This is a genomic window from Wenzhouxiangella sp. AB-CW3 (assembly GCF_014725735.1).
In the GTDB taxonomy this organism is placed as follows: domain Bacteria; phylum Pseudomonadota; class Gammaproteobacteria; order Xanthomonadales; family Wenzhouxiangellaceae; genus Wenzhouxiangella.
In genome coordinates this window covers 1,263,572-1,287,354 of the sequence record NZ_CP061368.1, presented here as the reverse complement: position 1 = coordinate 1,287,354, position 23,783 = coordinate 1,263,572, and the positions used below count along the sequence as shown (strand labels likewise).

The following is a 23,783-nucleotide window of genomic DNA, read 5'->3' as shown; positions in this document are numbered from 1 at the left end:
TTAGTTCTGACCCGGCGCCTGGGCCGCTTCATCCATGTCTTCCGGCTCGCCGATCTTGACCAGGCGGATGTCGAACTGCAGGGCTTCGTTGGGGCCAATGACCGGCGGATCGCCACGAACGCCAAAAGCCAGCTCCGGCGGGAGGAAGACTTGCCACATGTCACCTTCACGCATCAGCGGCAGCACTTCCTGCCAGCCCTCGATAACCGAGTTGACCTCGAACACGGCCGGCACGCCCCGAGCAAAGGAGCTGTCGAACTCGCGGCCGTCGACCTTCGATCCACGGTAGTGAACGGTGACGACATCGTCCAGGCCGGGACGTTCGCCGTCACCTTCCTCGATCACGCGGTACTGCACACCGCTAGGCAGAGAGACAATACCGGTGCGCGACAGGTTGTCTTCGAGAAACTGCTCGGCTCGATTCTGGTTCTCCTCGGCCAGCTGCTGAAAGGCCTCCATGCGCTCCTGGCGAATCTGCTCCTGCAGTGCCATCATGAGCTGGCGCATCTCCTGCACATCCACCTGTGGCTCGCGCTGCTCATAGGCATCGCGGATGGCCTGGAACACAGCATCCAGGTCCAGATCAATGTCATAACCACCCAGTTCGGCGCCAAACTCGTAACCGATGGAGTAACCGAGCTTGCCGGCCTCGGAGTCCAGATCCTGCGCCGACAGTGGCGCGGCAAAGACCAAGGCCGCAACCAGGGCCATGATTGACTTGTACATGCTTCCTCCGACTTGAAGAGCTTTGATGTTCGTGGGCGAAAAAACAGGCATTGTACCTGACCATTCGGGCATCTGGCCACGCGCAATGCTTTCGGCATTGTCCGGGCTGCAATCTGGTTCGTGCAGGCAATGGACTCTTTCCGGTACATCGAGGTTCCCGCCCCAGCTCGGGTTAAATTCACCCCTTCATTGGCTATTTTCGCCGCACCCAAACCAGGCAGCACTCCAAGTTACTGATTTTACGAGCGCCTCACTTTTGGCATGGCTCATGCTTACTGATGGGCGAGATCAATTCAAATCCTGAACACGCAAGGAGTGAGAACAATGGGCATCTTTTCGCGCATGGGCGACATCATCAACGCCAACCTGAACGCAGCACTGGAGAAAGCCGAAGACCCGGAGAAGATGATCCGGCTGATGATCCAGGAAATGGAAGACACCCTGGTCGAGGTGCGCTCGGCGACAGCCAAGTGCATTGCCGAAAAAAAAGAACGCACGCGGCTGCTCAAGCGCCTGGAACAGCAACGCACCGAATGGGAGCGCAAGGCCGAGCTGGCCCTGGACAAGGGACGCGAGGACCTGGCCAGGGCGGCCCTGGCCGAGAAGACCGCCCTCAGCGACCGTATCGACTACCTGAAGGAAGAGCTGGCCCAGTACGAAGACCAGCTGGCGCGCTATGACGAAGACATCGGCAAGCTGCAGGCCAAACTGACCGATGCGCGCAATCGCCAGCGTGCCCTGGTCATGCGACATCGATCGGCCAGCCACCAACTCAAGACCCGCAAGCACATCTACAACGACAAGGTCGACGAGATGCTGCACCGTTTCGACTCGGCCGAAGAGCGCATCGAGCGGATCGAGTCGGAGGCCGAGTCGCTGGACATGGGTCGCAAGGGCCAGTCACTGGAAGCGGAGTTCCGCAAGCTTGAACGTGACGAGCGAATCGAAGCCGAGCTAGAGGCGCTCAAGTCGAAGCACAAGCAGGGGTAAAACGTCATGTGGTTTGACAGCCTGTTTCCACTGCTCGTCATCTTTCTCATCATCGTCGCCCCGATCTGGCTGATTCTGCACTATGCAACACGCAACTCGGCCAATCGGCGGCTCAACAGCAAGGATGAAGCAATGCTCGAGGAGCTCATCGAGAGCGCGCAACGCATGGAGGATCGCATCCGCACACTGGAGCGCATTCTTGATGCCGACACCCCCGAATGGAGGAATCGGACATGACCGACTACAACCCGCAACGCCCGAGCCGCAACCGTCTGTATCGGGACAAGGACCGCGCCATCCTGGCCGGTGTCTGTGCCGGGGTGGCCGACTGGACCGGCGTCAATCGGATCGCACTCAGACTGATCGTGATCCTGCTGGCGATCCCATTCACTCCGGTCATCATCATCGGCTACCTGGTGATGTGGATTCTGGTTCCAAAGCGACCGCGCGATCTTTACCGCGATGAACGCGAGGAGGCGTTCTGGCAGGAGGTCCGCCGGGCGCCGCGCGACGGTGTCGGCCATCTCAACCGGCGCTTCCGTGATCTGGACGAACGACTGCAGCGCATGGAAGCCTGGTTGACCTCCAGCGAGTACCGGATCGACCGCGAGCTGCGCGACTGACCATCCGGCTGCATTCGAGGGAGCACGACATGCATTGGTTCGCCATCATCGCGTTTCTTCTCCTGATGGTTCCGGCCGCCCTGGCCGGAATCATCTCGGGCCTGGCCCAGTGCCTCAGTCACCAGCCCGACCCGGATGCCATCCTTGAACATCTTGGCGCCCTGCTGGAGGTCGTGGGTCCGTTCGGCTCCGGGCTGCTACTGATGATTTCGGGACTGGCCGGACTGGCGCTGACCCTGGCCCTGCTCGGCCGGCAGCGCGGGTAACCCCGGACCGGGCCCCCAAGCACCCCCCTCGCGCCTACAATAGGCGCGAATTCCAACCTCAAGAGCCCTATCCATGTCCCATGACAATCTGCTGATCGACGATCAAGACGGTGTTCGCACACTGACCATCAACCGCCCCGATAAGCTCAACGCCCTCAATCGCCAGACCCTGCTGGAGCTCTTTCAGGCCATTACGCAGGCTCATGGCGACGACCAGGTCCGCGTGATCGTCCTGACCGGCAGCGGCGAGAAGGCCTTTGTGGCCGGCGCCGACATTGGCGAGATCCGCGATCAATCCGCCGTACAGGCCAGAGCCTTTTCAGCCATGGGCCAGAACCTGATGGCAATCATCCAGAACCTGGACAAGCCGGTTATCGCGGCCATCAACGGCTTCGCGCTGGGCGGCGGCATGGAACTGGCCCTGGCCTGTCATCTCCGAATCGCCTCGGACAAAGCCCGTCTCGGACTGCCAGAGATCAAGCTGGGCATCATGCCCGGATTTGGCGGCACCCAACGGCTGCTGCGGCTGGTCGGCACCACGCGCGCACTTGAAATGAGCCTGACCGGCGAACCCATCGATGCCGAACGTGCCCGCGAAATGGGCATCGTCAATCGAGTGGTCACCCCCGATGCGCTGAAGGCCGAAGTCATGCAACTGGCCACACAGTTGGCCGGATCGGCGCCGGAAGCCGTCAGCGGCATCCTGCAGGCGGTCAACCAGGGGGCCGACACCGATCTCAACACGGCCCTGGCGCTGGAAACCGCGCGCTTTGCACTGTGCTGCTCGACCGAAGACATGCGCGAGGGCACAAGCGCCTTCCTGGAAAAACGCCAACCCGAATTTCAGGGCCGGTAGCTCAGTAGTCCGAGAACCCGATCTCCCCGGCATAATCCAGCTCACCGGCCTCGACCCTCAGGTCGAGCCGGTTGGCCGGGGGTGGCAAGGGGCAGGTGGAATACTCGGTAAACGTGCAGGGCGGGTTGTAGCTGCGGTTGAAGTCGAGCACCGTGCGGCGCTCATCATCGGGCATGGCGGCATAAAGAAACCGACCGGCGCCGTAGGTCTCATGGCCGGTGGTGCGATCGGCGAAGATGAAAAACAACTCGTCGCTGTCACGATCGGCAACCGCCTCAAGCCGGTATTCGCGACCATCCACCCTGAACACCGCAGCGCCCAGATTGGGTTCGTCGATGACATCTCCAAGCACGCTACCGACCGGCAGGGTCGTGCCTTCCGGGTGGTACTCGAACCGTGCCTCGACAACCCAGGCCGGATCGAAATCAAAATACTCCAGCCCCTGGAAATCGACGCGTGCCGGCGACTGGGGCCAGCGCGTTCGAACGGCCAGCCGGTCACCACGCGCGACCAGCTCGATGCGTACTTCCTCAGCGGTCAGGTAAGCCGAATCGGCATCCCGTGGATAGAGCTGCCAGTCATCGCCGGACTGTCCGTCGACCAGCAACGCGACCTCATCGCTGGAGGGTTCGAACCGGGCCTGTGCCTGTCCGATTGTCAATCTCCCCCACTCTGCCGGCCCGGCCGGCATAACCAGGTCGGCGTCGGGGTCACTGCCAACGACATGCTCGCCGGCCGCGGGGAACTCCAGCCCAACCAGACTGAGCCATCCGTAGGGTTCGGTCAGCCGTTCGAGCCGGTCCTCGCGCCATGCCATGGCCGCCGTCTCGGCCTGTTCGGCGGATGCAAGCAGATCATCAGTGGGCAACTCAACCGCTTCATCCCTGGAGCAAGCCATCAGCACAGCAGCCATCAACAGGGACAAGACAATCTGCAGCATTGACTTCATGGGTAACTCCGAGCCTGGCATCAGTTTCGGCCGTAAATGTCTTCAAGCCGTTCGATATCGTCTTCGCCGAAGTAGCTTCCGGTCTGGACCTCGATGATTTCGACATCGGATTCGCCCGGGTTTTCCAGGCGATGAAGACTGCCCACCGGAATCTGCACGGTCTGGCCGACCTCGAGCAGAAAGTCCTCATCGTCGAGACGAACCCTGGCCGTGCCGCCCACCACCGTCCAGTGCTCACTTCGATACTGGTGGCGCTGCAACGACAGCACACCACCGGGGCGAACGACCAGGCGCTTGACCTTGCAGTCATCGGCATCCTCGAGCACGGTATAACTGCCCCATGGCCTGTGCACGGTGCGGTGATGGACCGCGGCATCATGAGAAGAACGCATCAGTTCCTCGACCACCGCCTTGACTTCCTGGGCGCGATCGCGACTGGCAACCAGAACGGCATCGCCGGTATCGACGATGACGAGGTTATCGACACCAACCGCCGCCACCAGCCGACGCTCGCCCTGCACAAAGGTGTCGCGGGTGTCAACCAGCACCGCTTCGCCCTGGATGCGATTGCCCAGCGCATCGGTCTCGTACAGATCAGATATGGCCTGCCAGGAGCCGATATCGCTCCAACCGCAGTCCACGGGTACGACCGCTCGTCGACCCGCCTTCTCCATCACGGCGAAATCGATAGACTCCGGGCGCACGGCAGCAAAACTCTCTGGTTCCAGTTCTACCGGCTCGTGCTCCACGTCACTGGCCCGAAAACACAGCTCAACCTGCTCCTGTATATCGGGGGCATGCTCGGCCAGGGCATCCAGGATGGCATCGGCCCGGAAACAGAACATGCCGCCGTTCCACAGGTACTCGCCGGACTCGTAGTAGCGGCGGGCCGTATCCGGATCGGGCTTCTCGACAAAGGCTTCGATCTCCCGACCGGCTTCACCCAGCGCACGACCGGACCGGATGTATCCATAGCCGGTTTCCGCATGGGTCGGCGTAATACCCAGGCAGGTCAGCCAGCCTTCGGCGGCCAGCTCTCGGGCCTTGGCCACTGCATCAGAAAAGGCATCGACATCACGCACCATGTGATCAGCGGGCATGACCAGCAGACAGGCCTCCGGACCAAAACGCGCCTGCACCCAGAGCGCGGCAGCGGCAATAGCCGGCGCGGTGTTGCGGCCCTCGGGCTCGAGCATGAAATGATGCTTCGCCTCGCCCGCGGCCTGCTGGTACTCATCACGCGTCAAAAAGAAATAATCGCGCCCGGTCACCGTCAGGGTTTCGGGAACATCGGCCACCGCCAGCGCGCGACGAACGGTGCTGGCGGCCAGGGTCTGCCCATCGACCAGCCGCATGAACGGCTTGGGATGGGCCTTGCGCGATACCGGCCATAGTCGAGTACCGGCACCACCCGAGAGAATCACGGGAATGAGCATGCAACGTCTCTCCACTGATCCAGACATTCCGCCAGGGCGGCCCGCGCATCCGGCAGGGGCCGGCCGGTCCACTGTTCATATCGACGACCATCCAGCACCGACCAGGCCGGCCGCTTCGCCTTTTGCGGCCACTGGTCACTGCTGATCGGTTCAACATCAACCTCATGGTTGATCATGCCACGGCCGGCCGCCATCTGCACAGCTTCCAGCGCCAGTTTATGCCAGCTCATCGCCCCCTGCCCGGCCACGTGCATCAACTCGGGCCGCTCGACGCGTTCTGCCGCGCGCTCGAGCAGCACTAGCGTGGCATCCGCCAGACTGCCGGCCCAGGTCGGTGAACCCACCTGATCCGACACGACCTTCAGCGACTGACCTCGCGCCGCACGGCCGAGGATGGCCGAGAGAAAGTTGCCCGGCAAGGCGCTGTAGACCCAGGCGGTGCGGAGTATCAGTGCGCGGCAATCCGTTGAGATTATTGCCTGCTCACCGGCCAGCTTGCTGGCACCGTAAACGGACTCCGGCGCCACCGGATCGTCCTCGCGCCAGGGACGACCGGGTTGGCCGCTGAACACGTAGTCGGTCGAGTAGTGAACCAGCAAGGCATCATTGTCGCGGCACCAGGCGGCCAACCACGCCGGCAGGTCGCGGTTGAGCCGATAGGCGGCTTCGCCGTTGGTCTCGGCATCATCAACCGCCGTGTAGGCGGCGGCATTGACAATAACCGAAGGGCGCAGCGAATCAAGCAGGCTGACCAGCGCGCTCTGGTCTGCCAGGTCACAGGCATGATCGGCGCAATTGCGTGCGCAAGTCGCCAGGTCGTTGGCCCTGGCACGCAGGTGTTGCCCAAGCTGACCATTGGCACCCAGCAAGAGACGACTCATGATGGCAGACGATCGGCTGACAGCTCGGACAGGCGCGGCGCGGCCTCGTCCTTGGCAGACAGACCCGACGGTGCCAGCGGCCACCTTACACCGATATCCGCATCGTTCCAGGCGATGGCCGCATCGAACTCGCCGCGATAGGGACGGGTACAGAGATAGTTGAACGTGGCCGATTCGCTCAAAACCTGGAAGCCATGAGCAAATCCCTCCGGGACCCACAACTGACGATGACTGTGTGCATCCAGTTCCACGGCCGTCCACTGCCCGTAACTTGCCGAGGACGGACGAATATCCACGGCGACGTCAAACACCCGGCCGTGGCTGACCCAGACCAGTTTGCCCTGCGGTTCGGGCCACTGGTAATGCAGTCCGCGCAGCACGCCCTTTGCGGAGTGTGAGCAGTTGGCCTGGACGAACTCCGGGCCGATACCATGCTCGGCGTAGCGCTCTGCGCGCCAGGTTTCGAGAAACCAGCCCCGCTCGTCACCGAAGGCCGTGGGCTCGATGACCAGCACGCCCGGCAGATCGGTCGGCGTCACTTTCATGGCTGATCGGCCGTTCGGGCAACCATGCGCAGGTAATCACCATAGCCGCTGGATGCCAGGGGCTCGGCCAGTGCCAGCAGTTGATCAGTACTGATCCAGCCCTGGCGAAAGGCAATCTCTTCCGGGCAGGCCACGCGCAGACCCTGGCGCGATTCCAGCGTTTCGATATAGCTGGTGGCCTGCTGCAGCGACTGGTGCGTACCGGTATCCAGCCAGGCATACCCCCGCCCCATGCGCTCGACGGTCAGGTCTCCGGCATCCAGGTAACACCGGTTCAGATCGGTGATTTCAAGCTCGCCACGCGCCGAGGGCGCCAGGTCGGCAGCAAAATCACAGGCCCGCTCGTCATAGAAATACAGGCCGGTCACGGCATAGTTCGAGCGCGGCTGGGCCGGCTTTTCCTCCAGCGATCTGACTCGCCCCTGCGAGTCCATTTCCACCACCCCATAACGCTCCGGGTCGCTGACCCAGTAGCCGAAGACCGTGGCTCCCTGCTGCCGCTGGCTGGCCCGTTCGAGCAGCTCCCGCATGCCACCGCCGTGAAAGATGTTGTCGCCCAGGATCAGGCAGGAGGGCTGCCCGTCGATGAAGTCCCTGCCGATGATGAAGGCATCGGCCAGGCCTCTGGGCTCATCCTGCACCGCCCAGGACAGTTCGATACCCCACTGGCTGCCATCGCCCAGCAACTGTCGGAAAAGTGGCTGCTCGTGAGGGGTGGTGATGACCAGTATCTCGCGCAGGCCCGCCTGCATCAGCGTCGAGAGCGGATAGTAGATCATCGGTTTGTCGTAGACCGGCAGCAACTGCTTGGAGATGACCTGTGTCAGCGGGTAGAGCCGGGTCCCGGCTCCGCCGGCAAGGATGATTCCTCTTCTGTTCATCGGGGCAAGGGGAGTTTTGAGTGTGAAGTGTGAAGTGTGAAGTGTGAAGTGTGAAGTGTTAAGTGTTAAGTGTGAAGTGTTAAGTGTTAGAGGTGGATTTTATTCGGGTGGTGCCTAGTCTTTGGGAGCGGTAGCGGCCGTCTCGGATGCGTTGCCACCAGTCGCGGTTGTCCAGGTACCAGTCGATGGTGGTGGCCAGGCCCTGGGTGAAATCCACTGAGGGTGCCCAGTCCAGTTCTTGCTGCAGTCGACTGGCGTCCACGGCGTAGCGGCGGTCATGGCCGGGGCGGTCGGTAACGTATTCGATCAGTTCGCGTCGCGGGCGGTCGGCCGGGACGCGCTCGTCAAGCAGGTCGCAGATCAGGTGGACGACATCGAGATTGGCCATTTCGGCGTTGCCGCCCACGTTATAGACGCGCCCGGCCTGCCCGGCATCCAGCACCCGCTCGATGGCCCGGCAGTGATCGGTCACGAACAGCCAGTCACGGCGCTGCTGACCGTCACCATAGACCGGCAGGCGCTCACCCTCCAATGCATTGATCAGCATCAGCGGAATCAGTTTTTCCGGAAACTGGTAGGGGCCGTAGTTGTTGGAACAGTTGGTGATCATGACCGGCAGCCGGTAGGTCCGGTGCCAGGCACGGGCCAGGTGATCGGCAGCCGCCTTGGAGGCTGCGTAGGGAGAGTTCGGCGCGTACCGGTGTGTTTCGGTGAATGCCGGTGCATCCGGACTCAGCGTTCCATACACCTCGTCGGTAGACACGTGCACGAATCGAAAATCGCTTGCTCGGCCCTGCCAGTGATCCAGCGCTGCATCCAGCAGGGTCTGGGTACCAACCACATTGGTACGAATGAAAGCGCCCGGGTCGTCGATGGAGCGATCAACATGACTCTCGGCGGCAAAATGGACGATGGCGTCCGGATCATGCTGGTCCAACACGCTTCGCACCAGGGCAGCATCACAGATATCACCGTGGATGAATACATGCCGGTCTTCCGGAAGACCGGCGATCGACTCACGGTTGCCGGCGTAGGTCAGCAAGTCGAGGTTGATCACCCGGCACTCGCTGTGCCCGATCAGGTGATGGACGAAGTTGGCACCGATGAAACCGGCGCCGCCGGTGACGAGTATCGTTCGCATGGTTCAGACCCGTGGTCGGAAACTGTGGCCGTATCGAATCAGAACGGAATGTCGTCTTCCAGGCCCGCGCCCCCATCATCCGGCGGACCACCGTAATTGTCACCCTGGTTATCGTAGCTGCCACCCGGCTCGCCCATCGGCGCGCTGCCACCGCGGCTGTCGAGCATCTGCATCTCGTTGGCGACGATCTCGGTCGTCCACCGGTCCTGCCCATCCTGGCCTTGCCACTTGCGGGTCTGTATACGACCTTCGATGTAGACCTTGGAGCCCTTGCGAAGATACTCGCCGGCAATCTCGCCCAGTTTCCCGAACAGCACGACCCGGTGCCACTCGGTGCGCTCCTGTTGCTGGCCGGTCTGGCGATCGCGCCAGCTCTCGGAGGTTGCAATCCGGATATTGGTCACGGCATTGCCGCCGGCAGTGTGACGGGTCTCCGGATCAGCACCCAGGTTGCCAATGAGAATCGCTTTGTTGATACCTCGGGCCATGACTCGGCCTCTCCTTGTGCGTTGTCAACTGAATGCGCTGAAGTCTAGCACAGCCCCGCCGGCTGGCCGCCGGGGAAATCCCTCGCATCGCGTAGGAAAACGCCCCGTATAATTGTCTTCCATGGAGCCCATTTCGATGCCAACCGAACCGGTCTGCCTGGACGATGTACTCAGCCTGGCCGAGACCGACCGTCGGGCGGTGGATGCCCTGATTGCAGATCGACTCGATTCCGATGTCGTGCTGGTCAACCAGATCGGCCAGTACATCATTGGTGGTGGCGGCAAGCGCCTGCGCCCTCTGGTGCACCTGCTCGCCGCCCGCGCTTCGGGCTACACGGGCCGGGATCATGTTCAGCTTGCTGCCATCATCGAGTTCATCCACACATCCACCCTGCTGCACGACGATGTGGTCGACGAGTCGTCACGCCGCCGCGGCAAGGAAACCGCCCATCGCATCTGGGGCAATGCTGCCTCGGTGCTGGTGGGCGACTTTCTGTATTCACGAAGCTTCCAACTCATGGTCGAACTCGACCACATGGAGATCATGCGCATTCTGGCCGACACCACCAACACCATCGCCGAAGGCGAAGTGCTGCAGCTGATGCAGATGGGTGATGCCGGACTGGGCGTGGACGACTACTTTCAGGTCATTTCCGACAAGACCGCCTGCCTGTTCGCCGCCAGCGCCCGGCTCGGCGGGGTACTGGGACAGCTTGATGAGCAGTCCTGCGAACGCCTGGCCGATTACGGGCTGCTGCTCGGCCAGGCCTTCCAGATCACCGACGACGTTCTCGACTATCGCTCTACCGACGGTGAGTTGGGCAAGAATGTCGGCGATGACCTGGCCGAAGGCAAGGTGACCCTGCCCCTCATTCTTGCCATGCGCGATGCCGAGCGCGACGACCGCCGCCGACTGAGCGAGATGATAGAGGCCGGCGGCAGCGACCAGCTCGACGATGTGCGTCGTGTCATGGAAGCCACAGGGGCTCTGGACCGGGCAATGTCGGAAGGCCGGCGCCTGGCCAGCCAGGCCAGGGACGCACTGTCGGTTCTGCCCGACTCCCCCCAGCGCCAGGCGCTGGAGTACCTGGCTCGGCACGCCGTTGACCGAACCATTTAGAGCACCACGGGCCCGGCACCCCGAGCCTGTTGGTCTTGCTCCTATTGCGGCTGCCTTGCTGAAACTCCTCGAGCAGCGGCAGCAAACCGCTCTCCCCGCTCCTCGAAGTCACGAAACTGCGGGAAACTCGGGGCACCCGGCGACAGCAGCACCACACTGCCCGGCCGGCTGAGACGACGGGCGCGTTGTACAGCCTCCTCCACGTTCTCGACGGCATGAATCACCAGCTCGGCCGGTCCGATACGGTCACGAAACGCCCGGCCGATGGCAGCCCCGTTATCCGGCAGCGTCAGCAAGGCCTGCAAACGATGAATTCGACTCCACGCGATGAGCTCCGACCAGTCGGCCGATCGATCCTTGCCCCCCACGATCAGAATGACCGGCACGTCCCCGAGCGCTTCAAGCGCGGCTCGTGTCGCATAAGGACTGGTCGAGATCGAGTCGTTGATCCAGCGCACGCCGTTCGATTCAGCCACCACTTCAAGCCGGTGCGACAGTGGCCTGAACGTCTTCAAAGCCGACAGCATGGACTCGAGGTCCAGACCCGAACGCCGACCGGCCTCCAGGGCCAGTGCCACGTTGTCGAGATTGTGCCTCCCCATCAGGCTCAGCGAAGCGGTCCCGCTCAACTGCTGATCGTCCAGCCAGAGCGCATCCTCGAGACGATGGATGCAGGGCGGCCGATTGGCCGCGATTCGCCCGGGAATGCCCTCGGTCGCCGCCATCAGTACGGGATCGTTGGCATTGACCAGCAAGGGCCGACCTGCCAGTAGCGCGGCCAGGCGCAGCTTGCTGTGGACGTAGTCATCCAGGCTGCCGTGCCAGTCCAGATGCTCCGGAAACAGGCGGGTCATCAGGCCCATGGCCAGACGACCCTCCAGGTCGGTCAACTGGTAGCTGGAAAGCTCCAGCACCACCGTTTCGGCATCGGTATCAAGGTGCTCGATCAGGGGAATACCGATATTGCCGGCCAGCAGGCTGTTGACACCGGCCTCGCGAAACAGGTGAGCCAGAACCGATGCCGTCGTGCTCTTTCCCTTCGAGCCGGTAATGCCAATCACGGGCACATCGGCACGTTCGGCCAGCCAGATCGAACTCGGGTTGATGACCCGGCCACCGTGGCGACGAAACTCGACCAGCGCTGGATGATCGACCGGCACCCCGGGCGAACGCAGCAAGAGTTCGTAGTCGAGCAAGTGGGCGTCAAACGGACCGATACGTGCCGGCACTTCCTCGGGCACCGATCCGGCCTCGATCAACACCGTCAGGTCGATATCGGGATCATGCCGCTTCAGCGCCCGAACCACGCCACGTCCCTCGCGTCCGTAGCCCAGCACACCCACACGGTGGCGACAGATGAATTCAAGCGTCGGCGAGCAAGTCATCCGGGATCTGGTGCGGTCCGTCGGGTCGGCAGAGTTGCGTCAGGGCCGGCAACGGTTCCGGCGGCAACTCCGGCAGCAACTGCCGCACCACGGCATGCGACGACCACATCGATGATGGTTCGCCCAGCGAAGCGAGTGCGACTCTGGCCTCCACCGCTTCACCGACACACTCGAACGGCTTGGCGCCGTCCAGGGCCAGCAGTTGCCTGAATCCATCAACCTGTTCGGGGTCATTCAGCAGGTCGCGGCCGAAAATGCCAACCAGCGCATCAGGCGCCATAAACGGTGCCAGGGCCAGGAACACGAAGTGACATTTGGGGCAAGTGCCGCACCAGCGACGGGTGCGCGCACCATCGAGGTGAAAGTTGCGGTTACAAGAGGAAAAATGAGCGTGGTAGGAATCCAGCTTGGCGAAATCACGGCAGATGGCCAACTCACGATCACGGCGCAGCAGCGAGAATACCGCTGTATCGGAAGCCACGTATCGACCGATCCAGTCGGACAGCATGCGTTCGAAAGAATAAGACTTGGAGAACTGGTGATTGACCGCCCTGCCCTTCGCGTCAGTCAGGGTCTGCTCATCGGCCGAACGCTCATTGGCAAACACCACCCGACCGAAACCAGCCAGCACGGCAAAAACCAGCAAGGCTGCACCATTGATTGCCGTGATCGGCACATGGCCATTCCATGCCCCCCTGCGATTGAGCTCGCCGAGTTGCGGATCAATGCGTCGCTCGATCACTCGGTGGTCGGTACCGGCGCAGTCTGCAACCTCACCTATAAGCGCGGCCTGCCCGACCTGTACGGTCACTGGATCGGTGCCCGCACTTCGCAAACGCTCCAGCGCCACCAGGGAGTCCTTGCCGCCGCCCATGGGCAGCAGCGTTCGCGCACCATCGTTCAGGCACGGCGGCTCGGACACTTCGGCCTGCCGCCCCGGAAACGCGGGAAAGTCGGTCACGTCCAGATCATTCTGCCAGGCGAACTCGGCCAGACCTTCGCGCCAGAGCCGACTCAGCCACGCCGACTGCCAGGCATCGGGTCGACGGCCGGCAAAGGTCAGCCGGGATGGACAGCCGGCCTTCCAGTAACTGATTCCGGCACTCCAGTGCAGCAGATCCAGAGCCTGCTCCAGTGCCCGTATTCTTGGCGGATCGAGCCGGAATGGCACACCTGGAAATCGAAAGCGCTCGGTCAGTTCGAGGTGATCCAGCCGGTAGTCCAGGCGCAGCCAGCCGGTCTCGACATCCAGCGCCCGGGAGACAAAACAGAACTCGACGCTGGCCTGGCGCGACCAGTCAAGACCGGCTTGAATGCTGGCTGGTTCAGCTGCCGGCTTCGGCATTCGCTCTCTCCGGCCGATCATCCGGCCGCGCCCGCGGCCACGCCCGCAACACGGCGTTGACCAGTGTGGCCAGCGGTATGGCAAAGAAAATGCCCCAGAACCCCCAGATACCGCCGAAGACCAGCACCGCAATGATGATGGCAACCGGGTGCAGGTTGACCACCTCGGAAAACAGAATGGGCACCAGCACATTGCCGTCCAGCGCCTGGATGATGGCGTAGGCAATCATGACGTACCAGAAACTGGCCGTCAGGCCGAATGTGATCAGGGCGACAGCGGCCACCGGAATCGTGACCACGGCGGCACCAATGTAGGGAATGATGACCGAAAAGCCAACCAGCATCGACAGCAGCATGGCAAACGGCAGGTTCAGCAGGGAGAACACGGCATAGGTCACCACCCACACAATCAGGATCTCCAGCACCTTGCCGCGGACGTAGTTGCCGATCTGGGCGTCGACTTCTTGCCACACACTGGCTACCAACGCCCGATCTCGCGGCAGATAGGACCGGATCCAGGCCACCAGCACGGCCTTGTCCTTGAGAAAGAAGAACACCAGCACCGGCATCAGGACCAGGAAAACCAGCAGGCTGACCATACCCATCACACCCGACAGCGACACCAGCGTGGCCCCGTAGTTGACCAGCTCGGCTCCGAGATTGTCCAGCATGCGGGAAAGCTGCTCTTCGGAGATCAGCGCCAGTTGCCGCTCGGCCTCCTCGGCGGCAATGAGCTGATCCTCGGCAGTCTCTGAAACCGGCCGGACATCTCCGTTGGCTGGCTCGGCCGGCGCCACGATCTGGGGATATCGATCCGGCAGAGTGGCCAGCCACTCCTGCGCATCGGCGATATAGCCGGGCAACTGCTGAACAATAACGGCCAGCTGCCTTGTCAGCATGGGCAGTACGCCGAAAATCAGGAATAACAGGGCGGTCATGAACGCTGCGAAAACGCTGATCACGCTGATCAGGCGCGGCAGACCAAAGCGCTCCAGCCGCTGCACTCCACCCTCGAGCAGGTAGGCAATGATCAGGCTGGCGACCACCGGGGTCAACATGCGCCCGAACAGGATCACCGCGACCACGCCAAGCACCAGGAACAACGCGAGGATCACGACCTGGGGATCGGAGAAGTGGCGCTGGTACCACTGGCTGAAACGGTCAAACATGGGTGGATTATAAAGCCTGGCTGCAAGAACAACAGCCCGCCCGGCCTGCCGGTCCCGGTGACCTTCCCCGCAGGAGGCCACCGGGCGCCGTTGCTTTCACTTTCAGGAGTGTTGTTTCAAGCGGGGATTCAGAATGCCATGCTCCAGGCTGCCTGGACCTCCAGCCCCTGGTCCAGCTTGTCGCTGACCACACCCAGCACGTTGCCACCGAATGCGTACTCGGGCGGTGCATAAGCGGCATTCAGGTGAAGCCTGCCCTGATTGATGCCTTTGGAAACACCGACCAGCATGGAGTTGCGAGCCAGCTCCGGGCTCAGGGCCGAAGCCAGCGAAGGCGCCGTTGGCGTAGGTTGTGTGCGGGTGCGATAATCGAAGAACAACTCGAGATCGTCGTCATTGCGCCAGCTCCAGCCAAGGTTGTAGACCATCAGGTCGTCCCAGACAAACCGCGGACTGCCGCTGTCGCCGAGCAGCGCATTGAAGCGAGCTGGCAATGAACGACTCGGGAACGCCCCGATCTCGCTGTAGAAGATCTGGGAAATCCCCAGTCTCAGCCGCGTGCGTTCGGTGGCATTCAGCTCCAGACCCAGCTGCAGTCGCGATGGTATGTCGAGCTCGGCGTGAGTGCCATGAACACCCCGCACGGTGGCGAACTCGCTCATGTCGATGCGCGACTGAAAAGCAGCCTCAAGCTGCACGTTGTCCAGCAACTGGCCGCTGAGCGCAAAGCGCAGACCGGCACCGTGAACGACTTCGCTGCGAGTCGGATCATCGATAAGGATCGATGACGGCATGCCAATCAGGTCATCGCTTTCGCGGAAATTCATTTCGGAAGCACCGAAACGCTGGCTGGCCAGAATGGCCGATACCGTCAATGCACTCTGATCGCTCATGCGATGGGTGACACTGGGCATGATCAGCGACTGCCGGAATCGATAGCCATCCGGCAAGCCGTCGCCCGAACCGAAGTCAGTCATCATCAGGCTGGAGCGCGACTGGCGCAGCGACATGCGCAATGAGCCAGAGTTTTTGCTGTCGGCCAGCATGCCTTGTGCAAAGTCAGGCACCAACAAATGCTGATCGAACTCCAGCCAGCTGACTCGCGGCTCATCGACTGTGGTCAGCCGATCCAGTTCGGGAGTCAGTTCATGAATCAGATACTCTTCCCAGGGCCCCAGCTCGAAGCTGACCAGGAACCAGCCCAGACCGGCATAGGGTTGAGTCTGCCAGCCATGCGCGGCCGAAGTCGGCATGGCATTCGCCACCGCGGTCGTGCCCAGAAGGCTGGTCAACAGAATAATGGTCGCAAAACGGTGTTTCACGGGAGTCGGAAGTCTGGTCTTGGCGCTCAGTTTAATCCCTTGCTTGGCAAAAATACAACGTTTAGGCAATGTTTTTTTTCGGCGCTCACAAGCCCTTGTTATTATTGCCACCCCGCGCCCACCAGATGTTGCAAATGAACAACAGGCCCTGCGTTCTGACGATTGCCGGTTCCGATTCCTGCGGCGGTGCAGGCATCCAGGCCGACCTCAAGACGTTCACCCATCACGGAGCCGAAGGTGCAAGCGTACTGACCGCCATCACGGCCCAGAACACTACCGGCGTAGCCGCGGTAGAAACACTCCCGCCTCAAATGGTGCGCGATCAACTTGATGCCGTGCTGTCCGACCTGCCCATCCGGGCCGCCAAGACCGGCATGCTGGCCAATGCCGCCATCATCGAAACACTGGCCGCGGGACTGGCGGCGGGACCATCGCTTGAACGGGTCATCGATCCGGTCATGGTCGCGACCAGCGGGGCGCGCCTGCTGGACCAGGACGCCGAGCGGGCACTGATCGAACACCTGCTGCCGGGTGCGGCGCTGGTCACTCCCAACCTGCCCGAAGCGGCCGCACTGACCGGACTGCCCGAGGAAACGCATCCCGAACGCCTTGCCGAGGCCATCCTGGCCATGGGCTGCAAGGCCGTGCTGGTCAAGGGCGGACATGCGCGCGGCGCGCGAATCGAGGACTTGCTCGTCACCCCGGCGGGCAGCCACAGGATGTCACATGATCGTCAGGACAGGCGCATCCATGGCACCGGCTGCGCGCTATCGGCCGCCATCACCGCCCGGCTGGCCGGGGGCGAAAACCTGCAAACCGCTGTCGGTGGGGCCATCGAGTGGCTGCAGCGCATGATCACCGGCGCCTGGCAACCCCTGCACGGCAATCTGGCGATGCTGCCGTTCGGGGCCAGCAGTAACCCGGCAGGTATGTAGGTCGCATTCAGCCGGGTTATCGAAACCGGGTCATGACCCCAGGCGTTCGCAGATCGCGTCGGTAAAGGTTTCAGTCGTGCCGCCTCCGCCCAGGTCCGGTGTTGTGCGGTCGCCGGCCTCGATCACCTCGGCAATAGCCCGGCGCAGGCGTGCCGCCTTGTCATGCTGGTCCAGATGCTCGAGCATCTGGGCGGCGCCCAGCAGCAACGCACAGGGGTTGGCGATACCTTTCCCGGCAATGTCCGGCGCCGAACCATGAACAGCCTCGAACATGGCCGCACGCTCGCCGATATTGGCGCCCGGGGCCAGCCCCAGGCCGCCCACCAGCCCGGCACAGAGGTCCGAGATGATGTCGCCGAACAGGTTGGTCGTGACCAGCACGTCGAACTGCTCGGGCCGCATCACCAGTTGCATGCAGGCATTGTCGACGATGATGTCGCCGAACTCGATGTCAGGGTAGTCGGCCGCCACCTCGCGGGCCACGTTGAGGAACATGCCCGAAACATCCTTGAGAATATTGGCCTTGTGCACCGCAGTGACCTTCTTGCGGCCGGCCCGGCGCGCCAGGTCGAAAGCAAACCGGATGACCCGCTCGCACCCGGCACGAGTGACCACCATCTTCGATTCCGCGCGACTGCCGTCCTCGGCCGTCATGGCGCCCTCGGCCAGGTAAGCGCCTTCGGTATTCTCCCGCACCGTGATGAGATCGATACCCTCGTAGCGTGAAGCGCTGCCCTTGAAACTGATCGCCGGACGAACGTTGGCGTAGAGATCGAAATGCTTGCGCAGTGCCACGTTGAGCGACTTGAAACCGCCACCGATCGGTGTAGTCAGCGGGGCTTTCAATGCCACACGGGTTCGCTCGATCGAAGCCAGAGTCGCGGCCGGGAGCAGTTCGCCGATATCTTCCAGCGCACCCAGCCCTGCTGGCTGAAAGTCGTATTCCAGTCCTGCATCCAGCTGATCGAGCACGCGTAGCGTGGCTTCCATGATCTCGGGGCCGATCCCGTCGCCCCGAATGACGGTGATTTGCTGCGTCACGCCTGAATATCCCTGGTTGTCGGTGTGGAACCATCGCGCCCGGACAGAAGACTGCCCGGCCTTTGCAAAAAACGCGGGCCGTTGCAGCCCGCATATAACCAAATATTATACCGCCAACAGAGACTGTCGGGAGGGTCGACGGCCGGTTTCAGACGGACCGGACTCAGACACGCAACAGGCGCTCGAGCGCCTCTTCCTGGTCCAGGGCATCCAGGTCGTCGAAGCCGCCGACATGCGCTTGTCCGATAAAGATCTGCGGCACGCTGGTCTGACCGCTGCGCGCCTTCATCTCCTCGCGCTTTTCAGGGGCTGCATCAACAGCCACCTCGGTCCAGCTCACACCCTGCTCACGCAGGAGTCTGCGGGCCCGTTCGCAGAACGGGCAGGTGCTAGTGGCATACATCAAGACCGGTTTGTGATTCAAAAAAGTATCTCCAGTGTCGGAATAACAAGAACCTGATTACGCATATTTCTCGGCCATTGTACTGACTTGTTTTTTGAAACCGCAGATCAACGCAGATTCTCAGCGTTCATCTGCGGTTCCCAAATTTCCCGCCCGGAAGATGGTTGAACCATCTGAATAATCAGGTATCCGCATTAATCCGGCACGCGGTCGCGCCGCATGAACCGGGCCGGATTCACCCCTACAAGGGAATGCTATAGACCAGGTCATCGCCATTGTGGAACTCGATCTGTCCGGCCTCGGGATTGTAGCGAAGTCGCACCTGCGCATCGGCGCCATCCAGAGCGATGTAATCGCCGGCGGCAATGCGAACAGCCTGCCCCGAATCGATCTGATCGATCACCAGGCCGGCACGTGATGCCGGTGAATGCCGGGCATGACCAAACTCCGGACCGGCCAGGACAATGCCATAACGCGGCTTGCCGTCCGGATGATCATTGCTGGTCATCACGCCCAGACCGAACTCGGTGGGAGCACTGCCGCCGTTGACAATATCGATGCCGCGCACCGTGGCCGGCCGATCCGAGTAGTTGAATCCGTTGACCTCCATACCCACCGCAGGACGGCCGTTGTAGCTCACTGCAATACTGTTCGACCCCCAGACGATGCCGCCCTCGCCATCGTTTTCTCCGTACAGCGTGGCCCCCACAGCCCGACCCCTGCCCTCCAGTCGGGCCATCGCGCCAAGCCCTCCGGTATCGACCTGCTCACCTTCCGGCACCACGGTGTAGAAAGCGGAATTGTCGAAACTGTCCTCGGTGGCCGTTGTGGCGACCAGCAACGGTGCATCTCCGGTGCCATCCTCCATGCCCCAGATACGCAGAATCGGCTTGGTGCCATCGCCCAGCACGACTGAACCGGCTGCCGTTCCCAGCATGGCGGCGACGAAAGAAACCAGGGCGACACTGCCCAGGGTACCCAGTGACTGCTGCATCACGCATCTCCACAGTTCGGTCAACCGCTGAAGCTAGCCCGAACCCCCTGCCGGGTCAAGCGACCGGCTGCAGTGTCAGATGCACCAGTCCGGTTTGGCCAGGCCACCGTACTTGCATGCCAGCCTGACCGGGCCGTCGGGGAACAGGCGATACAGTTCGCGACTGGAACCGGAGCCGAACTGCTCGCGCCACGCGGCAACAACGACCCGCATCAGTGGCGGATTGCCATAACGCTGATGGTGGTCACGCACCATGCGGATCAGCCACCAGTGCTGTTTGCCCAGCACGACACCGTCACTCGCCGCCAGCGCCTCGGCCACCTTGATCGACCACTGCTCCGGCCTGACCAGGAACCCCTCGTCATCCAGCACCACGGGGGCCCCGTCTCCGTCAAGCAACCGTCCGGGCATATCGCTCACAGGCGAATTGCTCCGCGGCTGCCTTCGAGCAAAGCGTGAACCCTCGCTGGCTCCAGGGCGACCGCCTCGATATCGGGCACCCGCGTGGCACCGCAATAAAAGACATCTGCCAGGCTGAAATCAACCAGTTGCCGCCAGGCCCGGACTTTCTCGCCGACCAGATGTTCGCAGCCGGCGCCCGAAAACAACACGGCAATCGGCAGCTCAAGGCTGGCCCCGGCAAGCACCAGCTCCAGCACTTCCTGGCTGTCGGGATCCGTCGGCGCCGAGGCGACAATCACCACCCATGGCCCGGCACCCACACCCGCTCCCTGTTCATCGTCGAAGCGAAAGCCACGCGCCAGCCGATGCCAGAACCAAACCAGGCTGGAGCGCTCGAAAGGCTCATCAAGCGTATCGTCGGTTCGGCGCTGCCATGCCGCGGAACAGACTTCCAGGGACAACCGTGGCGCCTGAATCCGGCGCCAGCGATCGGAATACGGTGCACTGGCCTGCATCACCCCGTCGCCGTGAAAAAAAACCACGATTTCACCCGTCACACGCTCCAGCAGATCGACCACGCGCTCCACTCCGGCCCGGCCTGCCGACGTGTCGGGCGCTGACCGGGTCAGCACAATGGTATTGTCCTGTGGCATGGCTTGCATCAGACTGTTCGACGCGGCATTTCGGCGTGGGTGAAACAACGTCCCGGTTTTCTGGTCTTAAGAGCGCAATGAAGAAACTGTTCTCCAAACTGACGCTGATGGTCGGCATTGTATCGCTTGCCGGCCTGGTCGCGGCGCAATCGGTGCAGCTCCCTGACATGGGCGGCACGTCCACGCGTGTCCTCCCCCCCGATGCTGAGCGGACCTTTCCGAAAGACATGGAACGGTTTCTCAGGGCCAGCCGGGTACTGATCGAGGACCCCATGATTCGCGGCTTTTTCGAGGACATGGGTTTTCGCCTGGTCGCTCAGTCCAGCCGCCCCTCGGCCCACTTTCATTTCTTTGTCATCAACGACCCGACCATCAACGCCTTCGCCGCGCCGGCCGGGGTGATCGGCCTGCACACCGGGCTGATCCTGACCGCTCACGATGAAAGTGAAGTCGCCGGCGTGGTGGCCCACGAAATCGCCCACATCACCCAGGATCACCTGGCCCGCGGCATGGAGCAGGCACAACAGGTGTCCCTGCCGACCATGCTGGCAACGCTGGGCCTGGCGCTGGCCGCCGGCGCCGCCGGGGCCGGGGCCGATGCCGGGCAGGCCATTCTGATGAGCGGCATGGGACTGGCGCAGCAGTTCCAGATCAACCATACCCGCCAGGCCGAAGCCGAAGCCGACCGCATCGGTATCGGACTGCTGGCACGGTCCGGATACGACCCGCATGGCATGACCCGCTTCTTCGAACGCCTGAACTCCGTCTCGCGTGCCATGGGTCAGGGCCCGCCAGAGTACCTGCGGACCCACCCGCTGACCGTCAACCGCATCGCGGAGGCCCGCGACCGCGCCGTGTCGCTCAAGGAGCGGGAACTGCGCGAGCCACGCGATGGCGAAGCATTCCACTTTGTGCAGGCACGGTTGCGGGCACTGATTTCGCAACGACCCGAGCAGGCCGAACAGTTCTTCAAGGCCAGACTGCAGGACGGTACGCGCCCGGAACAGGCCATGCGTTACGGTCTTGCGCTGACCTATGTGCGCGAACGTCGCCTGGACGAGGCCGCCGAACAGATCGAGTACCTGCACTCGAAAGATCCTGATCGCCAGATCTATCGCCTGCTGGAAGCCGACTGGTTGCTGGCCAGCGACCAGATCGATGACAGCCTGAAGCTGCTTGAGTCGCTGTACAATCGCTACCCGGGCAGCCGCATGGTCACCACCCAGTACGCCGAGGCATTGATGCACGAACGCGAACCGGAGCGAGCTGCACGGGCAGCCGACGTGCTGCGGCGCCACCTCAGACGTCATCCCGATGACCTGCCCATGACCGAACTGCTTGCACGGGCGGCCGATCGAGCAGGCGAACCGGTGCGCGCAACCGAAGCCCTGGCCGAGAGCTATTACATGCGTGGCGGTGTCTACGAGGCCATCGAACAACTGGAGCGCCTGATCCAGCGCGATGATCTCGATTACTACCAGCGCGCCCGGATCACTGCACGAATCGACGAACTGCGAGCAGAGCAGGTGCGACTCGGCAATGCCGGACGAAGGCGCTGACCTCCTCGCATTCAACCTGACGAAACTCATGCATTCATGGCGACCCAGCGCCTCGACCGAGGCCCTATGCAAGCGCGCAAGGCTGGTGGCCCGCATGCGCTCGTTTCTCGACCGGCGCGGGCTGACCGAGGTCAGCACTCCCCTGGTCACCGCTGGCGGCGTCACCGACCCTCACATTGAAAGCACGGCACTTGACCGCTCTGACGGCTACCTGAGAACCTCGCCGGAGTACTGGCACAAGCGCCTGCTGGCCGCCGGCTTCGGGGATCTCTACGAGCTGGGGCCAGTGTTTCGAGACGGTGAAAGGGGACGCCTGCACCAGCCCGAGTTCACCTTGCTGGAGTGGTACCGGGTGGGCTGGGACTGGCAGGAGCTGGCCGCGGAAGTGGTCGCGCTGATCGAGCATTGCCTGGACAGGCCGGAAGCCGGGCCGCCGGCATTCTGGCGCAGCTGGCGGGACTGCTTTCTCGATCAATTGGGCGTGGATGCGCTCACGGCCGAGCGGGAGCAGCTGGAGAATATCGCGGGCGAGACACCGCCGGGCCTGACCCGGGACATGCTGCTCGACTACCTGTTTGCCACCCGGATCCAGCCGGAATTCCCCGCAGACCGCATCACCATCGTGCACGATTATCCCGCCTCGCAAGCCGCGCTGGCCAGGCTCAAGCCCGCCGATCCGGCGGTTGCCGAGCGCTTCGAGGTGTTCGTGGGACCGGTGGAACTGGCCAACGGCTATCGCGAGTTGCTCGACCCGGAACAACAGCGCAACCGCTTTGAGCGCGACAACCGGATACGCCGGGAGCTGAAGCGGACGGTCATGCCCATCGACGAGGACCTGATCGCGGCACTGGAAGCCGGGATGCCGGATTGCTCAGGCGTGGCACTGGGAGTCGACCGACTGGTCATGCTCGCCACCAATGCCCAGCACATCACGGAGGTGATGTCCTTCCCCTCACCTCACCCCGGCAGCCCGTGATCGTCCAGGTAGTCGTCAATACGCCGGCTCAGCTCCGCCCAGGTCAGCATGGCACGCTGGGCCAGACTGAGCCGATTGGGGTGCAGTAACCGGCGCAGCTCGGCGACGGGCCACTCGACCGGCTGCTCGTCAGGCCCGACCATGACCACCACCTGCTCGGGATCAAGGGCCTCGACATCCGCAACGGCCGCTTGCAGTTCCTGCGGCAGCAAGGGCATGAGTGGCTCACCCAGGCCCGATCGCATCCCGACCAGGTACCCGCAAACCGACTCACCCTGCACGGACTCCATGCAGGCAATACCGGCCGGTCTGCTGCGGGCAATCAGACGCCCGTCCACTGCCTTACGGCCATCACCTGTCCGAATGAACTTGCGCTGGCTGTGACCCGCATCGTCTGCAACCACCAGTTCCGTAATGGCAACGGGCCAAAGCGGGATCAACGCATGCCGGGCCGGCAGGGCCAGGGCAACCAGCGCCAGCACCAGCAGCGCGACCCCCAACAAGCAGGCACGGAGCAAAGGGACTATTGCAGACATATCCGGTGCCGAATCGCTCCGCCACCGGAAATGGCAGCGCGGACAACAGCGAATGCGGGGCTGCCCCGCGGCGTGCCCATACCTGAACACATGATTGTTCGACCCCCTGCAAATGCAAAAATCAGCAATAGCCGTTTCAAGGCTGGCATCATGCGCAAAAAT

27 protein-coding genes are annotated in these 23,783 nt (G+C 62.6%); 9 read left to right on the top strand and 18 right to left on the bottom strand.

The window, feature by feature from the left end:
• Positions 1–726 (bottom strand): FKBP-type peptidyl-prolyl cis-trans isomerase, encoded by a 726-nt coding sequence (locus IC757_RS05570; protein ID WP_190976378.1) that lies wholly within the window; start codon positions 724–726, stop codon positions 1–3.
• 324 nt (positions 727–1,050) lie between these two features.
• Between IC757_RS05570 and pspA the strand changes: the two genes are divergently transcribed.
• From pspA to IC757_RS05545, 5 genes are all read left to right on the top strand, one after another.
• A complete protein-coding gene (gene pspA / locus IC757_RS05565; protein WP_190976377.1) occupies positions 1,051–1,716 on the top strand; it encodes a phage shock protein PspA in 666 nt (221 codons plus the stop codon).
• 6 nt (positions 1,717–1,722) lie between these two features.
• On the top strand, positions 1,723–1,953 hold the full coding sequence (gene pspB, locus IC757_RS05560) for an envelope stress response membrane protein PspB (RefSeq protein ID WP_190976376.1): 231 nt from the start codon (positions 1,723–1,725) through the stop codon (positions 1,951–1,953).
• The gene (gene pspC / locus IC757_RS05555; RefSeq protein ID WP_190976375.1) at positions 1,950–2,339 is read left to right on the top strand and encodes an envelope stress response membrane protein PspC; all 390 of its coding nucleotides are present in this window, start codon (positions 1,950–1,952) and stop codon (positions 2,337–2,339) included. Before pspB ends, pspC begins: the two co-directional genes overlap by 4 nt.
• Positions 2,340–2,368: 29 nt before the next feature.
• Complete coding sequence (locus IC757_RS05550; RefSeq protein WP_190976374.1) at positions 2,369–2,605, top strand: hypothetical protein; 237 nt, start codon at positions 2,369–2,371, stop codon at positions 2,603–2,605.
• A gap of 73 nt (positions 2,606–2,678) precedes the next feature.
• Positions 2,679–3,461, top strand: a complete 783-nt coding sequence (locus IC757_RS05545) for an enoyl-CoA hydratase/isomerase family protein (RefSeq protein WP_190976373.1) — start codon at positions 2,679–2,681, stop codon at positions 3,459–3,461.
• Between the two features lies 1 nt (position 3,462).
• Here IC757_RS05545 and IC757_RS05540 read toward each other — a convergent pair whose 3' ends face one another.
• The 7 genes from IC757_RS05540 to ssb all read right to left on the bottom strand — a co-directional run bounded on the left by IC757_RS05540 (position 3,463) and on the right by ssb (position 9,782).
• The gene (locus IC757_RS05540) at positions 3,463–4,410 is read right to left on the bottom strand and encodes a DUF1684 domain-containing protein (RefSeq protein ID WP_190976372.1); all 948 of its coding nucleotides are present in this window, start codon (positions 4,408–4,410) and stop codon (positions 3,463–3,465) included.
• Between the two features lie 20 nt (positions 4,411–4,430).
• The gene (locus IC757_RS05535) at positions 4,431–5,846 is read right to left on the bottom strand and encodes a mannose-1-phosphate guanylyltransferase/mannose-6-phosphate isomerase (RefSeq protein ID WP_190976371.1); all 1,416 of its coding nucleotides are present in this window, start codon (positions 5,844–5,846) and stop codon (positions 4,431–4,433) included.
• A complete protein-coding gene (gene rfbD, locus IC757_RS05530; RefSeq protein WP_190976370.1) occupies positions 5,831–6,727 on the bottom strand; it encodes a dTDP-4-dehydrorhamnose reductase in 897 nt (298 codons plus the stop codon). Before rfbD ends, IC757_RS05535 begins: the two co-directional genes overlap by 16 nt.
• Positions 6,724–7,272, bottom strand: coding sequence for a dTDP-4-dehydrorhamnose 3,5-epimerase (gene rfbC, locus IC757_RS05525; protein WP_190976369.1), 549 nt, complete (start codon positions 7,270–7,272; stop codon positions 6,724–6,726). The genes rfbD and rfbC overlap by 4 nt, the downstream gene beginning before the upstream one ends.
• Positions 7,269–8,153, bottom strand: a complete 885-nt coding sequence (gene rfbA / locus IC757_RS05520) for a glucose-1-phosphate thymidylyltransferase RfbA (RefSeq protein ID WP_190976368.1) — start codon at positions 8,151–8,153, stop codon at positions 7,269–7,271. The genes rfbC and rfbA overlap by 4 nt, the downstream gene beginning before the upstream one ends.
• A 79-nt stretch (positions 8,154–8,232) precedes the next feature.
• On the bottom strand, positions 8,233–9,294 hold the full coding sequence (gene rfbB / locus IC757_RS05515; protein WP_190976367.1) for a dTDP-glucose 4,6-dehydratase: 1,062 nt from the start codon (positions 9,292–9,294) through the stop codon (positions 8,233–8,235).
• A 38-nt stretch (positions 9,295–9,332) separates the two neighbouring features.
• A complete protein-coding gene (gene ssb, locus IC757_RS05510; RefSeq protein ID WP_190976366.1) occupies positions 9,333–9,782 on the bottom strand; it encodes a single-stranded DNA-binding protein in 450 nt (149 codons plus the stop codon).
• Between the two features lie 136 nt (positions 9,783–9,918).
• On the opposite strand from ssb, the gene IC757_RS05505 reads away from it, so the two are divergent.
• Entirely contained in the window at positions 9,919–10,902 is a 984-nt protein-coding gene (locus tag IC757_RS05505; RefSeq protein ID WP_223846268.1) for a polyprenyl synthetase family protein, read from the top strand.
• 41 nt (positions 10,903–10,943) lie between these two features.
• Here IC757_RS05505 and murD read toward each other — a convergent pair whose 3' ends face one another.
• The 4 genes from murD to IC757_RS05485 form a co-directional block, all read right to left on the bottom strand.
• The gene (gene murD / locus IC757_RS05500; RefSeq protein WP_190976364.1) at positions 10,944–12,287 is read right to left on the bottom strand and encodes a UDP-N-acetylmuramoyl-L-alanine--D-glutamate ligase; all 1,344 of its coding nucleotides are present in this window, start codon (positions 12,285–12,287) and stop codon (positions 10,944–10,946) included.
• The gene (locus IC757_RS05495; protein WP_190976363.1) at positions 12,265–13,632 is read right to left on the bottom strand and encodes an endonuclease domain-containing protein; all 1,368 of its coding nucleotides are present in this window, start codon (positions 13,630–13,632) and stop codon (positions 12,265–12,267) included. The genes murD and IC757_RS05495 overlap by 23 nt, the downstream gene beginning before the upstream one ends.
• Positions 13,613–14,800 carry an AI-2E family transporter gene (locus IC757_RS05490; protein ID WP_190976362.1) on the bottom strand — a complete coding sequence of 396 codons (1,188 nt, stop codon included), beginning with the start codon at positions 14,798–14,800 and terminating at the stop codon, positions 13,613–13,615. Before IC757_RS05490 ends, IC757_RS05495 begins: the two co-directional genes overlap by 20 nt.
• A gap of 128 nt (positions 14,801–14,928) precedes the next feature.
• Positions 14,929–16,122 carry a hypothetical protein gene (locus tag IC757_RS05485; RefSeq protein WP_223846267.1) on the bottom strand — a complete coding sequence of 398 codons (1,194 nt, stop codon included), beginning with the start codon at positions 16,120–16,122 and terminating at the stop codon, positions 14,929–14,931.
• A gap of 134 nt (positions 16,123–16,256) precedes the next feature.
• Between IC757_RS05485 and thiD the strand changes: the two genes are divergently transcribed.
• Positions 16,257–17,057, top strand: a complete 801-nt coding sequence (gene thiD, locus IC757_RS05480) for a bifunctional hydroxymethylpyrimidine kinase/phosphomethylpyrimidine kinase (RefSeq protein ID WP_190976360.1) — start codon at positions 16,257–16,259, stop codon at positions 17,055–17,057.
• A 30-nt stretch (positions 17,058–17,087) separates the two neighbouring features.
• On the opposite strand, the gene IC757_RS05475 is transcribed toward thiD, so the two are convergent.
• From IC757_RS05475 to IC757_RS05455, 5 genes are all read right to left on the bottom strand, one after another.
• Positions 17,088–18,098 carry an isocitrate dehydrogenase gene (locus IC757_RS05475; RefSeq protein WP_190976359.1) on the bottom strand — a complete coding sequence of 337 codons (1,011 nt, stop codon included), beginning with the start codon at positions 18,096–18,098 and terminating at the stop codon, positions 17,088–17,090.
• 163 nt (positions 18,099–18,261) lie between these two features.
• Entirely contained in the window at positions 18,262–18,501 is a 240-nt protein-coding gene (gene grxC / locus IC757_RS05470) for a glutaredoxin 3 (RefSeq protein ID WP_190976358.1), read from the bottom strand.
• A gap of 241 nt (positions 18,502–18,742) precedes the next feature.
• Entirely contained in the window at positions 18,743–19,495 is a 753-nt protein-coding gene (locus IC757_RS05465; RefSeq protein WP_190976357.1) for a hypothetical protein, read from the bottom strand.
• Positions 19,496–19,570: 75 nt separating this feature from the next.
• A complete protein-coding gene (locus tag IC757_RS05460) occupies positions 19,571–19,906 on the bottom strand; it encodes a TusE/DsrC/DsvC family sulfur relay protein (RefSeq protein WP_223846336.1) in 336 nt (111 codons plus the stop codon).
• Between the two features lie 5 nt (positions 19,907–19,911).
• Positions 19,912–20,559, bottom strand: a complete 648-nt coding sequence (locus IC757_RS05455; RefSeq protein WP_190976355.1) for a DsrE family protein — start codon at positions 20,557–20,559, stop codon at positions 19,912–19,914.
• A gap of 68 nt (positions 20,560–20,627) precedes the next feature.
• Between IC757_RS05455 and IC757_RS05450 the strand changes: the two genes are divergently transcribed.
• Positions 20,628–22,109, top strand: a complete 1,482-nt coding sequence (locus IC757_RS05450) for a M48 family metalloprotease (protein ID WP_190976354.1) — start codon at positions 20,628–20,630, stop codon at positions 22,107–22,109.
• A gap of 28 nt (positions 22,110–22,137) precedes the next feature.
• Positions 22,138–23,085: an EF-P lysine aminoacylase EpmA gene (epmA, locus tag IC757_RS05445; RefSeq protein WP_190976353.1), complete on the top strand. Its 948-nt coding sequence runs from the start codon at positions 22,138–22,140 to the stop codon at positions 23,083–23,085.
• Here the strand turns inward: epmA and IC757_RS05440 are convergent.
• Positions 23,067–23,621 carry a hypothetical protein gene (locus IC757_RS05440; RefSeq protein ID WP_190976352.1) on the bottom strand — a complete coding sequence of 185 codons (555 nt, stop codon included), beginning with the start codon at positions 23,619–23,621 and terminating at the stop codon, positions 23,067–23,069. The genes epmA and IC757_RS05440 overlap by 19 nt on opposite strands.
• Positions 23,622–23,783 lie beyond the last annotated feature (162 nt).